Origin of the sequence: Streptomyces sp. NPDC007983, assembly GCF_042958345.1 — a bacterium.
Classification (GTDB): Bacteria; Actinomycetota; Actinomycetes; order Streptomycetales; family Streptomycetaceae; genus Streptomyces.
Genome location: NZ_JBIBJI010000004.1, coordinates 632,390 through 646,828, shown reverse-complemented (window position 1 = coordinate 646,828; position 14,439 = coordinate 632,390). Strand labels below are relative to the sequence as shown.

Annotated in this window: 12 protein-coding genes; 2 read left to right on the top strand and 10 right to left on the bottom strand. The window is 71.9% G+C overall.

The genetic code is table 11. The features are described from left to right. Position 1: 1 nt before the first annotated feature. Genes ACFZCY_RS16430 through ACFZCY_RS16405 form a run of 6 tightly spaced genes read right to left on the bottom strand, consistent with a single transcriptional unit; the run spans position 2 to position 7,119 of the window. Positions 2-616, bottom strand: coding sequence for a DUF1349 domain-containing protein (locus tag ACFZCY_RS16430; RefSeq protein ID WP_391173337.1), 615 nt, complete (start codon positions 614-616; stop codon positions 2-4). Then, the gene (locus ACFZCY_RS16425) at positions 613-1,464 is read right to left on the bottom strand and encodes an SDR family oxidoreductase (protein WP_391173334.1); all 852 of its coding nucleotides are present in this window, start codon (positions 1,462-1,464) and stop codon (positions 613-615) included. The genes ACFZCY_RS16430 and ACFZCY_RS16425 overlap by 4 nt, the downstream gene beginning before the upstream one ends. Continuing rightward, a complete protein-coding gene (locus ACFZCY_RS16420; protein ID WP_391173332.1) occupies positions 1,461-2,843 on the bottom strand; it encodes a glycosyltransferase in 1,383 nt (460 codons plus the stop codon). Before ACFZCY_RS16420 ends, ACFZCY_RS16425 begins: the two co-directional genes overlap by 4 nt. Then, positions 2,824-4,638: a 1-deoxy-D-xylulose-5-phosphate synthase N-terminal domain-containing protein gene (locus ACFZCY_RS16415; RefSeq protein WP_391173329.1), complete on the bottom strand. Its 1,815-nt coding sequence runs from the start codon at positions 4,636-4,638 to the stop codon at positions 2,824-2,826. The genes ACFZCY_RS16420 and ACFZCY_RS16415 overlap by 20 nt, the downstream gene beginning before the upstream one ends. Then, entirely contained in the window at positions 4,635-5,954 is a 1,320-nt protein-coding gene (locus ACFZCY_RS16410; RefSeq protein ID WP_391173326.1) for an aminotransferase class III-fold pyridoxal phosphate-dependent enzyme, read from the bottom strand. The genes ACFZCY_RS16415 and ACFZCY_RS16410 overlap by 4 nt, the downstream gene beginning before the upstream one ends. A 37-nt stretch (positions 5,955-5,991) precedes the next feature. Then, positions 5,992-7,119 (bottom strand): phosphotransferase, encoded by a 1,128-nt coding sequence (locus ACFZCY_RS16405; RefSeq protein WP_391173323.1) that lies wholly within the window; start codon positions 7,117-7,119, stop codon positions 5,992-5,994. 278 nt (positions 7,120-7,397) lie between these two features. Here ACFZCY_RS16405 and ACFZCY_RS16400 point away from each other — a divergent pair, with 278 nt between their 5' ends. Beyond that, positions 7,398-9,452: a BTAD domain-containing putative transcriptional regulator gene (locus ACFZCY_RS16400; RefSeq protein ID WP_391173320.1), complete on the top strand. Its 2,055-nt coding sequence runs from the start codon at positions 7,398-7,400 to the stop codon at positions 9,450-9,452. A gap of 58 nt (positions 9,453-9,510) precedes the next feature. Here the strand turns inward: ACFZCY_RS16400 and ACFZCY_RS16395 are convergent, their stop codons facing one another. The 4 genes from ACFZCY_RS16395 to ACFZCY_RS16380 form a co-directional block, all read right to left on the bottom strand. Next, the gene (locus ACFZCY_RS16395; RefSeq protein WP_391173317.1) at positions 9,511-10,461 is read right to left on the bottom strand and encodes a cytochrome c oxidase assembly protein; all 951 of its coding nucleotides are present in this window, start codon (positions 10,459-10,461) and stop codon (positions 9,511-9,513) included. Between the two features lie 74 nt (positions 10,462-10,535). Further along, on the bottom strand, positions 10,536-11,561 hold the full coding sequence (locus ACFZCY_RS16390; RefSeq protein WP_391173315.1) for an ATP-dependent 6-phosphofructokinase: 1,026 nt from the start codon (positions 11,559-11,561) through the stop codon (positions 10,536-10,538). A gap of 115 nt (positions 11,562-11,676) precedes the next feature. Further along, the gene (locus ACFZCY_RS16385) at positions 11,677-12,417 is read right to left on the bottom strand and encodes a type 1 glutamine amidotransferase (protein ID WP_391173312.1); all 741 of its coding nucleotides are present in this window, start codon (positions 12,415-12,417) and stop codon (positions 11,677-11,679) included. A gap of 23 nt (positions 12,418-12,440) precedes the next feature. Continuing rightward, positions 12,441-13,679 (bottom strand): MurT ligase domain-containing protein, encoded by a 1,239-nt coding sequence (locus ACFZCY_RS16380; protein WP_361484378.1) that lies wholly within the window; start codon positions 13,677-13,679, stop codon positions 12,441-12,443. 176 nt (positions 13,680-13,855) lie between these two features. Here ACFZCY_RS16380 and def point away from each other — a divergent pair, with 176 nt between their 5' ends. After that, complete coding sequence (def, locus tag ACFZCY_RS16375; protein WP_391173308.1) at positions 13,856-14,404, top strand: peptide deformylase; 549 nt, start codon at positions 13,856-13,858, stop codon at positions 14,402-14,404. The last annotated feature ends 35 nt before the right edge of the window (positions 14,405-14,439 follow it).

Below are 14,439 nucleotides of genomic sequence, written 5' to 3'. Positions count from 1 at the left end.
GTCACCTCCGGTCGGGCAGGGCTGTGGCGCGGAGCCTGACCGGGTCGAAGACGGCCGAGGCGGACGGGGTGAACGGAGCCTGGACAAAGAGCCCCAGCCGCAGCTCCGGCTCCGAGAAGCCGAAGAACGTTCGTACGAACCGCCAGTCGTCCTCGGGCGCCTCACGGAAGAACACCGCCTGCCGGGGCCCCTCGCGGGTCACCAGCAGCTCCGCTTCGGGACCGGCCAGCGCCGGCCCCAGCGCCTCGTCGGACACCGGCCGGGACAGCACGGTGACCACCGCCCAGCCACCCGCCTTGACCCGTTCCACACAGACCTTCAACCAGTCCTCGGGGCCGTGCAGGGCGATCCCGCCCGCGTCGCCGAACGCGGCGCCGTCGACCGAGATCCGGGTCCAGACGGTGAAGTCGCCCCGGATCGTGCGCTGGAGCAGCGGCAGTCCGCTCGCCTCGTGGGCGCCGGGCATGGCGAACAGATCGGCCCCTCCCGGCGCGGTGACCTCCAGCGACCCGCCGGTACGCGAGCAGGAGAGCGGCTCGGCCGACCAGCTCCAGCCCTCGTCGAAGCCGAACACGACCTCCGGCTGTGCGGCGCCCGTGGGCTGCGTCGCCGTCATGCCGTCATCCCGCCGTCGACGCTGATCGCCTGGCCGGTGACCTTCGTCGCCGTGGCCAGGAAGACCACCAGCTCCGCGATGTCCTCGGGGGTCTGGAACTCCCGCTGGGGAATCATGGTGCGCATCCGCTCCCAGCACTCGTCCTCGGTCTCGCCGGGCCGGACGAACGCCGACAGGAGATAGCTCCACATAGTGGTCCGGATCATCCCGGGGCAGATCGCGTTGACCCGGATGCCGTCGCGGGCCACCTCCAGGGCGAGCGAGGAGGAGAAGCCGATCACCCCGAACTTCGCGGCGCAGTAGTGCGCCACCTTGGCGAAGCCGCTGCGCCCCGACACCGAGGAGAAGTTGATGATCGCCCCGCCGCCGGAGTCGCGCAACAGCGGCACAGCGTGCTTGGAGGACAGGAAGACGCCGTCCAGATTCCCGGACACCACCTGCTGGAACTCCGTGAGCTCCATCTGCTCCACCGGGCTGACATGGGTCACCCCGAAGGCGTTGACGACCACGTCGAGCCGCCCCGGGCCGCCTGCCAGCGACCCGTACAGCTCGCGCACCGCGGCCTCGTCGGTGGCATCGACCTCCGCCGCGGTCACCCGCAGCCCCGCCTCGCTCAGCCGGGCCGCCAGCTTCTGGGCGTCGGCGAAGCCGCTCACCCGGGTGGACCGGTAGTGGTTGAACGCCGAGGGCAGCCGGTCGGTGTCGGCCACCACCACGGTCGCGTCCTGCCGGGCCAGCGCCTCCACCGCGGCTGCGCCGATGCCCCGGCCACCGCCGATGACCAGCGCCACCTTGCCGGCGAGCCCCGTCCCCGTATCGGTCCCGGTCCCGGATTCCGTTGTCGTCATGCCGTCATGTCCTTCCCATGCGTTGCGCTTACGGGCTCCGGCGTCAGGCCGTAGCCGAGCGGGGGCAGCACCAGGGCGTCCAGGAGCCGGGGGAATGCCCGGTAGTCCGCCAGATTGCGGCTTCCTTCGGTGATCAGGCGCCGCAGCTGCCGCCGGTCCTGGGCCGACTCCTCCGGCAGGGCGTCCACCGCGGACAGCAGGCCGTCGTCCCGGCGGCGCCGGAAGAAATCGGTGAAGATCTGCTCGGACCGTGCCAGCGCCCGGTCCAGGTCGACGCCCTTCCGCCGCTCCACCGTCAGCCGATCGGTCAGCCGGGCGTCGTAGGCGATCTCCTGTCGCACCGCCTCGCCGGACAGCGCCCGCAGGAACGTCCGGTCCTGGTACGGCGACTCGGCAGTCATGTCCGCGGGTTCGAAGTCGCGGCCGCACAGCTTCTCCACGAGTGCGTCCTCGTCGACCCGGCCGAGCGCCTCGACCCTGCCCATGGAGAACGCGGTCTCGGTGTCGAGCACCGTCGGCACCAGATTGCGCGCGGGCAGCAGTTCGACGGCTGGGCCGATATCGGCGCCCAGGACCGGAATCCCGTGGGCGAGCGCCTCCAGCACCACGCGGCCGAGCGTCTCGCGCGACGCGGTGCTCGGGAACAGCAGCACATCTATCTCCGAGAAGAACCCGGCGAGTTCGTGCTGCCCCAGGACGCCGAGCATCCGGACGGCATCCGGCTCGGCCCCCTGCCGGCCCAGCTCCGCCAGCACCGAATCGGTCTCCCAGCGGGTATGGTTCGGCTTGCCCGCGCACAGCAGACTCACGCGCCCCGGGCTCGCCCGGTGGCAGCGAGCGAAGACCGACAGCACCTGGTCGAAGTTCTTCGCCAGGGACAGAGCACCGAGGTAGCCGATGCGCAGCGGCTCGTCGGGCGCCGGTATCCGGGCCGGGGGAAGCCGGGGCAGCCGGTCGAGCATGGGGTAGGCGACCGCCGAGTTGTCCTCGGTGACCGACGCCAGGTGCCGGATGAACAGCCGGCGCGTGTACTCGGTCGGGAACAGCACCAGGTCACCGGGACGCAGCAGCGGCGCGCACAGCTCCTCCTGCGCCCAGTAGCCGGACCACAGCGCGGTGTGCACCTCGCGGACGATCCGGAAGCGGCCCTTCGTACGCTCCCGCCACAGGTGGTACAGGAAGGCGTACGGGCCTGCCCCGGCGTACACCACATCGCCCGGCGAGGCCGATGCGACACTCCCGGTGCCGCGGGTCAGATCGTGCCAGGCCACGCTCCGGTGGCCGTCCAGCAGTTCGGCCACCTCACGATGCATGAGGATGGCGCCGTCGACGATGCCCGAGGCGTCCGGCGCCCGGTAGTCATGCGCGTGCAGCCGCACGGCGGGCCTCCTCCTGGGGGCGGTCCTCGCCGTCCGCGTCCGACGGCCTTCCGCCGAGCAGTTCGTGCAGCTGAGCCGGGCTCATCCGGTGCAGCCGGAGCTGCTTGTCGTGCACGCGGTTGGCGATGTCCCGCTGTACGCCGTGCACCTCGGCCGGGAGCAGGTACTTCGTGCGCAGCCGCTCGCCGAAGCCGCCGTACGCCCCGTTGTACTCGATGGCCAGCAGCCGTTCGCTGCCGCGCAAGAGCGCGACGGTCTCCGCGTCGAGCTCGGGGTCGAGCGCCGCGCAGTGCAGATGCGGCAGGCCGAGGTCCCGGTTGGCCTCCGCGACGAGTACGGTCGCGTAGCCGAAGGTGACCAGGGCGGTCCCCAGGTCGCCGGCGGCGGGCGGGGTGATCCACACTCCGCCGTCCACGTCGGCGGAGCAGTCCGCCCCGGGCGGGTCGAACTTCGCGTCGACCGTGCTGAGAACGTGCGTGACGTCCGGGTCGCGGTCCAGCCGGTCCAGGCAGGCGTCGAACTCCGCCTCGGTCACCGGCTCGTAGACGCGGGTGTTCATCACCAGGCCGAGCAGGTTCGCGGCGTTGTGCGCGCCGCCCCAGGCCCCCCAGCTGCGCCCGGCCAGCACCAGCAGATTGCGCACGCTGGTGGTCGCCTCGGTGAGCATGCTGAGCGAGTCCATGTAGTACATCGCGTCGGTGGCGACCACCTTCAGCGTCCGCTCGGGCAGCGCGAGGGTCAGGCCGAGGCTGAGCGTCTCCGCGAGCCCGGTGTTGGTGTACGGCACCTTGCCGCGCAGCCCGAAGCGGTTCGCCATGTCGGCGGTGAACACCGCGAGTTCCCGGCCGGTGCGCTCCTGGCGGTCGGCCAGCATCCGTCCGGTGGTCGCGGCGAAGGACACCTTGGCGGGCTTCGCCGGCGCGGCCGAGCCCTCGGCCGGCTTCGGCTTGAAACTGTGGTCGCCCTTGCGGGTCCGGCACACCAGCGCCGCCGGCCCCGGCGCGCCCAGCAGTTCGCCGAGCGAGTCCGCGACGGCCTTCTCGTCCAGGCCGTCGACCTCCTCGACGCGGTGCAGATAGCTGGCCAGGTAGTCGCGGCTGAGCGGCCTCGGGAGCGGCTCGATGCCCTTGTCGTTGGCGTCCACGACCAGGACCAGATTGGTCAGACCCGCGTCGTGGGCGAAGCGCAGGCACTCGAAGACCACGCCCTCCTGCAACTCGCCGTCGCCGGCCAGGCAGACCACCTTGCGGTCGTCGCCCCGCCCGGCCATCGCGGTGGCGAGGCTCACCGCCTGCGCGACGCCCACACCGAGGCTGTACCGCATGGTGTTGCGGAAGCCCAGGTCCCGGTGGATCACCCCGGTCAGTCCGCCCTGGTGCAGGGTGGCCAGCGGCGTGAACGGGAAGGTGCCACGGACGTAGTGCTCGGCGTAGAAGCTCGGCGCGATGTGTCCCCGGCCGACGATCAGCTCGGCCGGGCCCCGGCCTTCCTCGGAGTCCGCGGTGATGAGTCCGAGCGCGAAGCAGGCGCGTACGAGCGGCAGGGACGACAGGCAGCTCTGGTAGTTCCCCGAGCCCGCGATCTCGTGCATCCGCAGCAGTACCCGGGCGCTGTCGTCATGGACCCGCTCGGGAACGGCGGCCGCGAGCTTGCGCAGCGAATCGAGCAGCGGACCACTGTAATCGCCCGCTTCCAGCTCGGCCAGTTCGCGCCGCACCACCGTGTTCTCCTCGGGCGTCAGCCGGGGCAGCGCGGCCTGACCCGGCTCGGCGAAGAGACTGCTCAGCCCGGTCATCGACCGCTCCCGCACACCTCGTCGAGGGCGGCGGCGAGGACGTGCAGCATTTCGTCCGCCTCGGTTTCGGCCGTCACGAAGGCGGGAGCCATGACGAACCAGTCGTCCTGGCCACGGATGATCAGGCCGCGCCGCAGGCACGCCCGGGCGAACCGTTCGCCGATCGGCCGTTCGCCGCCGTCCTCCAGCAGTTTGACCCCGTACAGCAGTCCGATCGACCGCACGGTGCCGCGCCCGCCGATCAGCTCCCGCAGCCGCGGCTCGATGTACTCCGACAGCTTGCCGATCCGCGCCGGGAAGTCGCCGTCCCGGAACAGGTTCACCGCGGCCAGGCCCGCAGCCGAGGCCATGGGGTTGGCCGCGTAGGTGTGCGAGGGGGCGAAGGCCAGCGGACCGCCGGAGTCACCGAGGATCGCGGCGACCCGCTCGGCCATCAGCACCGCGGCCAGCGGGGCGTAACCGCCGGATATGCCCTTGCCGACGCACATGATGTCCGGGGTGACGCCGAAGGTCTGGGCGGCGAACGGACTGCCGGTGCGGCCGAATCCGGTGACGATCTCGTCGAAGACGAGCAGCACGTTGTGCCGGTCACAGATCTCCCGAAGCCGCGTGAGGTAGTCGGCCGACGGGATCGCCATGCCGCGCAGATGGATGACCGGCTCGATGACCAGGGCGGCCACCGAATCCGGACCCTCGGCCTCGATCGTCCGCTCGATGATCGATGCGGCCAGCGCTCCCGACTCCTCGGGCGGCACGCCCCAGAAGGACTCCAGGCAGTCCGGCGGCCAGACGTGGAGGAAGCCGCCCAGGCCCGGGCCGAAGCGCCCGACATCGGGACGCCCGGTCAGCGACAGCGAGCCGAAGGTGGCGCCGTGGTAACCGTGGTAGTGGCTGAGCACCTTGATCTTGTCGGGATTGCCGTGCGTACGGTGGTGGAGCCGGGCCAGCCGGACCGCCGCCTCGACGCTCTCCGAACCGCCGTTGACCAGCTTGGCCGCCGTGATGCCGGGCGGCGCCAGGTCGACCAGGCCCCGGGCCAGCTCCAGTGCGGCGTGATTGGTGCCGTGCAGGGGTGGGTTGAAGGGGAGCGTCCGCAGCTGGTCCTCCACCGCCCGCTTGATGGGCTCGCAGTCGTAGCCGAAGCAGGTGACGAACACGCCCGACAGGCCGTCCAGATAGCTGCGGCCGCCGGCGTCCTGCAGCCGGATTCCCTTGCCGGAGGTGAAGAGCACCGCGTCCTCGGAGTGCGGGACCTCGAAGCAGTAGGCGGACAGGTCGGTCGGCCACGACGACAGCGTGGACTCTTGGACAGACATGAGGAACCTCTCTCTGTGAGGGTGTGCCCCGACGCGCTCAGCGCGGGAGTGGAGAGACGAGGGACTGGTGGATCCGAAGCCTGCGCGGGGACGCGAGCAGGTCGAAGTACTCGGTCCACGCAGGGCTGAGGATGTCCCTGAGCAGGATGTCCTTGGCAATGTCGACGATCACCGGCAGCGAGTGGGCCATCAGGAGCGGCATCAACAGCCGCTCCTCGCCCGGCGCGAGCAGGCCGGCGGCCGTCGCCGCCTCCCGGAACGCGGCGAGGGAGCGGCGGCGGCCGGTCTCGCCGGCCACCCGCCCCGCCATCTCGGCCAGCCAGGCGAGGTCCAGCAACCGGTCGCCGACGTGCAGATTGTCGAAGTCCAGCACGGCTACGACGTCAGGGCCATCGGCTTCGCCCGCACGGTCGCCCGTGGGGTCGCCCGTGGGGGAGAACAGGAAGTGGTGGTAGTGCAGATCGCCGTGCACCACCGCGGGCCTGGCGGGCCGTTCGCCCGCCGCGGCCGGTCCGGCCTCTCGCAGCAGCCGACCCGACGCGACGACACCGCGCAGCGCCGAGGCGGCCGCCCGTCCCCAGCTGTCGCCGCGCCGCTCCGCGAGTGGCAGCAGCCGCTCCTCGGCATCCCGCAGGGCGGACGGCCAGTGTTCCTCGTCGACCAGCCGGGGCAGCCGGATCGGGGCGAGCCCGTCCGCCACCCCGTCCGGCGGCCGGTCCAGGGCGCGGCGCAGCCCGAGCCCGGTGCGTACGACGGCGGCGGCCCGGGCGGGCGTGAGCTCGCCGGACGCGGCGCCCGGCGCGAGCGGAGCGAGTTCGCACACCAGCCCGTCGTGCCAGACGCTGGTGGCGCCGTCCGAGGCCGCCACGGCCGCCGGGGCGGGCACCCCGTGGCTGCGGCAATGCGCGAGGATTTCTTCCTTGAGCGGATAGAATCGCGGCTCCCGTGCGGCGTCGGGATTCAGCTGGACCTTCAGTACGTAGCCCCCCTCGGGGCGCTCCACGTACCACAGGCCCGCGGTGTGACTGAGCGGCGCGGTGTCACCGGCCGAGAGCGGCCGCACGGGGACACCGGACCACCGCGGTCCCCAGCGGGCGGCGAGCACCTGGCGTACCCATCCCGCGCTCCCGGCCGCCTCCACGCGGGGCGGCACCGCAGCGGTCATCGGCGATCCTGCGGGCGCGGTGGCCGACCGGAGCTCCACGACGTGTCCATGGGACCCTCCCTCTGCCTGAATCTGGTGGGTGGCGCTGGGCTGTGAAGCGATTCCAGCAAACGGTTCTGTCGTGGCCCTGTGGTGCACCTGTCCCGCTGCCGCCGCGGTCTGTGCTCGCTCTGTCGTCCTAAAAAGATGACTAGTATTTTGGGGACGTTAGGACGCAACTACGGCATCGCTGGCGAAAGCTGATCGCTCTGGAAAGTAACGCTCTGGATACTGTTCGTATGTTCTTCCAGGTCCTGGGGCCGGTACAGATGCTGATGCAGCACGGTGCCTCCCTCCCCCTTCGGGGCGCCCGGTTGTCGACTCTGCTGGCACTGCTGCTCGTCCAAGCACCCGCGGTGGTGAAACGGGATTTTCTGATCGAGGAATTATGGGCCGGCCGACCCGTCAAGGACCCGGTCAACGCTTTGCACCTGCACATAGCCAAGCTGCGCGTCCTGCTGGGCAAGAACAGCGGCCTGCTGCAGACCCGGAAGGGCCTCGGATACCGGATGGGACTCTCGGCGGACATGCTCGACGCGACCCGCTTCGCACGGCTCGCCGTCGAGGGCAACGACCACCTCGACCGAGGGCGCCCGGCCGAAGCGGCGGCGGTGCTGCAGGAGGCACTGCGGCTGTGGCGGGGCCCGGCGCTGGCGGGCGCGGGCGACTCCGTGGCCATCGCCGGTGAGCGGGCGCGATTGCATGAACTGCGCGTCGTGGCATCCGAGCACCTCGCGGAGGCGCGGCTTGCCCAGGGGCAGCACGTCGCCCTGGTGCCGGAGCTGAAGGCGCTGGTCGCCGAGCACCCGCTGCGCGAGAGTCTGCGCGGGCTGCTGATGCGGGCGCTCTACGGAGCGGGCCAACAGGCCGAGGCGCTCGAGGTTTTCGACGCCACGCGCGGAGTACTCCGCGACGCCCTGGGGGTGAGTCCTTCCCCTCCCTTGCGCGCACTGCACGCCGCTCTACTGGCCCACGACACGCACGCACTGAACGCCCCGCGACGGGGGCTCACCGCCACGACGCCGCCGCCGGGGCCTCAGAACGCCCTGAGCCGGGTGGGTCCCGGGTCAGGGTCAGGGCCCCGGACCACCGGTGAGACGGGCCGGACGGGCGGACTCGTCCCGCCGCTCGACGCGTTCGTCGGACGGCGCGCGGACCTCGGGACCATCACAGCAGCGGTGCGGCGGAACCGCCTGGTGACCGTGGTCGGTCCGGGCGGCGTGGGCAAGACCCGGATCGCCCTCCAGGCGGCGGACAGTCTGCGCGAGGAATTCCCGGACGGCATCTGCCTGGTGGAACTCGCCTCACTTCCCGCCGGTGCCGGCCCCGACCGGCTGATCGCCGCATTCGCCGAGGCGCTCGCCATCCCGGATTCGCCCGACTGGATCCCTCAACTCGCCCGTCTGAAGGCCGCCCTGGCCGGAAAGCGGATGCTCCTCGTGGTCGACACGTGCGAACACGTACGCCAGGGCGCGGCCCACACCGTCGACACCCTGATGCGCGGCTGCTCCGCTCTGACCGTGCTGGCCACGAGCAGGGAGGCGCTGGCCGTGCCCGGCGAAACGGCCTTCCCGCTGCGCCCGTTGCCGCTCGGCGAGGCGGTCGAGCTGTTCCGGGCCCGGATGACCGCGGCCACGCCGGACCTGGGGTGGGATGACGCCACGCGGGCGAGCGCGGCAGCGGTGTGCCGCCGCCTGGACTGCCTGCCGCTGGCCATCGAACTGGCTGTCGGCCGCACCCGCATGCTCACCGTCCCGGACATCGAGGCGCGGCTCGCCGACGGCCTCCATATCCTCTCTCAGGCCCCGGTCCCCGCTCCCGAGCGGCATCGCAGCCTGTACGCGACGCTGGACTGGAGCCATGAACTCCTCGGCGCCGAGGAGAAGCGGGTCTTCCGCGACTTGTCCGTGCTCGGGGGCACCTGGGACCTCGACGCCGCGGAACACGTCTGCGCGGACGCGACCCTGTCCGGCGCGGAGGTGGTAGACACCGTCGGCCGGCTGGTCGGCAAGTCGCTCCTGGCACCCCTGCGGGGAGCGGGCAGCTCACGCTTCCGGATGCTGGAGACGGTGCGCGTCTACGCGCAGCACAAGCTCGTGGCCTCCGGCCGCGAGGAGGAGGTCCGCAACCGCCTCGCGGCCTGGACCTCAACGCAACCCCAGTCGGCCGCCCGGAGCGGTCCCGAGCTCCACAGCGGTCGGCTCCTGGCCCGGCCGATCGCGCCGGCCTGGCGCGATGCCATGTGGACCGCGAGAAGCCAGGGCGCGTGCCGGAGTTGCTCTCTCACGAGCTGAGCACACACAGCGGCTCTGCGCGGCGGCGCGCCAACCCGCTGGACGCCGACGAAACCGCCTAGCGCCCGCGGGCCTGGAGCGACGCCAGATAGGCGTTGTAGGCGGCGAGTTCCTGATCGCCGTCGCGGTCCGCCGTACGGTCGTCGCGCCGCGCCTGGCGCTGGTCGGACCGGTACCACTGGTACACCAGCGCCACCAGCACGATCACCGACGGGACCTCGCTGAACGCCCAGGCTATGCCGCCCGCCGCGTTCTGGTCGGCCAGCGCGTCGATCCCCAGCGAGCCGGGCGGATGCTCGAACGTGCCGACCATGGGCGCGCTCGCCATCATCAGCGCGATCCCGAAGAACGCGTGGAAGGGCATCCCCGCGAACAGCTCCAGCATCCGCATCACATAGCCCGGCCGGTGCGGCCCCGGGTCCACGCCCATGATCGGCCAGAAGAAGACCAGGCCCACCGCGAGGAAGTGGACCATCATCGCGATGTGCCCGGCCTTGGAGCCCATCAGGAAGTCGAACAGCGGGGTGAAGTACAGCCCGTACAGGCTCGCGATGAACAGCGGGATCGTGAACACCGGGTGGGTGATGAACCGCATGTAGCGGCTGTGCAGAAGCGCCACCAGCAGCTCCCGCGGCCCCTTGCGGCCCCGCCCGGCCGCCGGCAGGGCGCGCAGGGCCAGCGTCACCGGCGCGCCCAGCAGCAGGAGGATGGGGGAGACCATGCTGATGATCATGTGCTGGACCATGTGCACGCTGAACATGACCATGCCGTAGTCGTTCAGCCCGGTGCACATCGCGACCACGATGGTCAGCACACCCGCCACGAACGCCGCCAGCCGCCCGACCGGCCAGCGGTCACCGCGCCGCCGCAGCCGCGCGACGCCCCAGCCGTACAGGGCGAGGGCGAGCACACAGCCGACGAGGAAGAAGGGATCACCGCCGAACTCCAGCCCGCGCGACAGCGTGAACGGCGGCAGATCCATCGTCATGCCGTGCCCGCCGTGATCCATGCCCTATCCCGCGCCTTCCTGGGTTCTCCCGATGCGCACCACAATGTGCTCGCACCAGCCTAGAACCGGTCAGATCACAGCACGCACTCGGCCTCGGTGTACCGCTCGGCGGGGACCGTCTTCAGCCGCTCCACGGCGTCCGCGAGGGGCACCAGCACGATGTCCGTGCCGCGCAGCGCCGTGATCTTGCCGAACTCGCCGCGGTGCGCCGCTTCCACGGCGTGCCAGCCGAAGCGGGTGGCCAGGACCCGGTCGTACGCCGTCGGCGTGCCGCCGCGCTGCACATGGCCCAGGATCACCGGCCGGGCCTCCTTCCCCAGCCGCCCTTCCAGCTCGACGGAGAGCAGGCGGGCGATACCGGCGAACCGCTCGTGGCCGTAGACGTCCCGCTCCCCGGACGCGTACTCCATCGTGCCCTCGCGCGGCTTGGCGCCCTCGGCGGCCACCACGATGGCGAACTTCTTGCCCGCCTCGAACCGTGCCCCGACGGTCGCGGCCAGCTCCTCGATGTCGAACGGGCGCTCCGGTACGACGATCGCGTGGGCGCCCGCGGCCATGCCCGAGTGCAGCGCGATCCAGCCGGTGTGGCGTCCCATGACCTCGACGATCAGCACCCGCTGATGGGACTCCGCGGTGGTCTTGAGCCGGTCCAGGGCCTCGGTCGCCACCCCGACCGCGGTGTCGAAGCCGAAGGTCACATCGGTCGAGGCGATGTCGTTGTCGATCGTCTTCGGCACTCCGACGATCGGCAGCCCGGCGTCCGACAGCATCCGGGCCGCCTTCAGGGTGCCCTCGCCGCCGATCGGGATGACCGCGTCCAGGCCCAGCTCCTCGACATGGCCCTTCGCGCGCTCCACCCCGTCGCGCAGGTGCGCGGGCTGCACCCGGGTGGAGCCGAGGATGGTGCCGCCGAGGGCCAGGATGCCGCCCACGGCGTCCAGGTCGAGCTTGCGGTAGTCACACTCCAGCAGGCCCTTCCAGCCGTCCTGGAAGCCGATCACCTCGTCGCCGTGGTCGACGACGGCGCGGTGGACGATGGACCTGATGACCGCGTTCAGCCCGGGGCAGTCGCCGCCGGACGTGAGCACACCGATGCGCATGGCGCGTGATTCCTCTGTCTGCGAGAGGCCGACGGCCGGACCGCGCTGTCCGGCGGGACGACCGCCACCCTACAAGCGACCGGGCGGGCCCGCCGGGGACCCGCCCGGGAACGGGTCAGGCGGGCTGGGCGGTGGCCGCCGCGATCCGCTCGTTGCGCAGCGCCTCGTACCACTGGTCGTCGACCGGCGGCAGCCCGTTCACATCGAGCGCCAGCTTCAGCAGATGGTCCGCGATGTGCGGATTGCGGGCCATCACCGGACCGTGCATGTACGTCCCGAAGACGGTGTCCTTGTACGCGCCCTCGTAGCCGTCGCCCGTGCCGTTGCCGTTGCCGAACCGGACGCGCGCGAAGGGGCGCGCGGTCGGGCCCAGATGGGTCACGCCCTGGTGGTTCTCGAACCCGGTCAGCGGCGGCAGGCCCAGCGGGTCGTCGATGTCGGCCAGCACATCGCCGACGCAGCGGGCCCCCTCGCCGCGGGTGCTGATCACGTCCAGCAGCCCCAGGCCCTGCTGGCGCTGGCCGAGGTCGTTGATGAACTCGTGGCCGAGGATCTGGTACCCCGCGCACACCGAGAAGACGATCGCCCCGTTGGCGACCGCGCGGTTCAGCCCGCCGTCCCGGATCAGCCGCTCGGCGGCCAGCCGCTGCGGGCGGTCCTCACCGCCGCCGATCAGGTAGATGTCCCCGGAGGTGGGGATCTGCTGGTCGGAGCGGACGTCCAGGCGGGAGACGTCCAGCCCGCGCTGGCGCGCCCGGCGCTCCACCACCAGGACGTTGCCCTGGTCGCCGTACGTGCTCAGCAGGTCGGGGTAGACCCAGACCAGACGCAGGCCGTTCTGGCTCGTGCTACGCATCGTCGTGTCTCCTCGTACGGGGGTCAGTTGCCGACCCGGCGGCGCAGGTCCTGGAACGCGGTGTAGTTGGCGATCACCTCGATGCGGCCGGGCGGGGAGATCCGCACCGCCTCGTCCGCGTCGGCGCAGACCCGGAAGTCGAGCCCGGCGACCTCCAGGCGCACCGCGAGGTCCAGCTTGCGGTCGCCGATCACGCAGATCGGGTGCCCGGCGAGCCGGGTGTAGTCCACGTCCCACAGCCAGGAGGTGTCGGTGCCGTCCGCGCCGCGCGCGTTCACCGAGAGGATCACCGGGGTGGGCGGCGGGTCGATCAGCGAGAACGTCTCCAGCCAGCCGGCCGGGTTCTTCGCCAGCAGCAGCCGCAGCTGCCGCTCCTGGAAGGTGACCACGTCATAGCGGCCGGCGACGGCCTGCACCTGGTACATCCGCTCCAGCGCGACCTGCGGGGGCACGCCGAAGGTCGCGGCCACGGCCGCCGAGGTGGCCGCGTTCGCCTTGTTCGCGCGGCCGGGCAGCTGGAGGTGGATCGGCCAGGCCGCGCCGTGCGGGTCCAGCACGTAGTCGCCGTTCAGCGCCCAGCTGGGCACCGGGCGGCGGAAGCCGCACTCGCCGCACACCCAGTCGTCGCCGGGGCGCTGGAGCACCCCGCCGCACGACGGGCAGGACCAGGCGTCGTCCTTCCACTCCTGGCCCGCGGCCACCCACACCACATTGGGGCTGGAGGAGGCGGCCCAGACGATGAGCGGGTCGTCCGCGTTCGCGATCACCGTGGCCTTCGTACCGGCCAGGCCCTCGCGCCACTTCTCGGCGAGCATCCGGGTCTCGGCGGCCCGGTCGAGCTGGTCGCGCGAGAGGTTGAGCAGCGCGATGGCCTTGGGCTCGGTGTCGCGGGCGACCCCGGCGAGGTACTTCTCGTCGACCTCGATCACGCCGTAGCGGGCGTCGGAGCCGCCCGCCAGGGCCGAGGTGATGCCCGCGGGCATATTGGCCCCGAGCGCGTTGGAGACCACCGGGCCCGCGGCCCGCAGCGCCTCGGCGATCAGCCGGGTGGTCGTCGTCTTGCCGTTGGTCGCCGACACCAGGATCACGTCCAGGTGGTTCGCCAGCCTGCTGAGCAGATCGGGGTCGAGGCGCAGGGCCACCTTGCCGCCGATCACCGATCCGCTGCCGCGGCCCGCGGCCTTCGACACCGCCGCCGCGGCCTTGCCCGCCGTCACGGCCAGCTTGGCACGTGGCGACAGCGGCTCTGAGTTGCCTGCCATCGTCTCTCGATCCTCCTCGCATACCGGCGCCGCACCTGCCCCCCGAGGCACCGGTGGTACGCCCCCTCCGTGCCGAATCGCCAGCCGGGAGGCCACGGTCGGGGATCAGCCTATCGAGATCCGGCCGGTGTCCCGAATTCCGTCGGCCCTTCCGGGGGACCGTACGCTTGGCTCTCATGCGAAACGGCGCGATCCCGGGGAGCCGGGGGAGGGTGCGGCCCCTGCGGCTGCTCGGTGATCAGGCGCTGCGCGCGCCCTGCGAGGAGGTCACCGCGTTCGACGCCGGGCTCGCCGGGCTGGTCGAGGACCTGTTCGCCACGATGTACGCGGCGGGCGGGGTGGGCCTCGCCGCGAACCAGATCGGCGTGGGGCTGCGGGTCTTCGTGTACGACTGCCCGGACGACGAGGAGCGGCGTCATCTGGGCCATGTGGTGAACCCCCGCACGGTCACGGCCGACGGGGTGACCGTGCGGGGCGCTGAGGGCTGTCTGTCGCTGCCGGGCATCGAGGCGGGCACCCCGCGCTTCGACCGGGCGGTGGTGGAGGGCGTGACGGTGACCGGGGAGCCGGTGCGGGTCGAGGGCAGCGGCTTCTTCGCCCGCTGTCTGCAGCACGAATGCGACCACCTGGACGGCGGGCTGTTCCTGGACCGGCTGGACGGCTTGCGGCGGCGCCGGGTGCTGTGGGCGGCCCGCCGCGCCCCGTGGGCGCGCGAGCGGGCGTAGAGCGGGGGCTTCCGTGACGAGGCCCGTGAACGAGG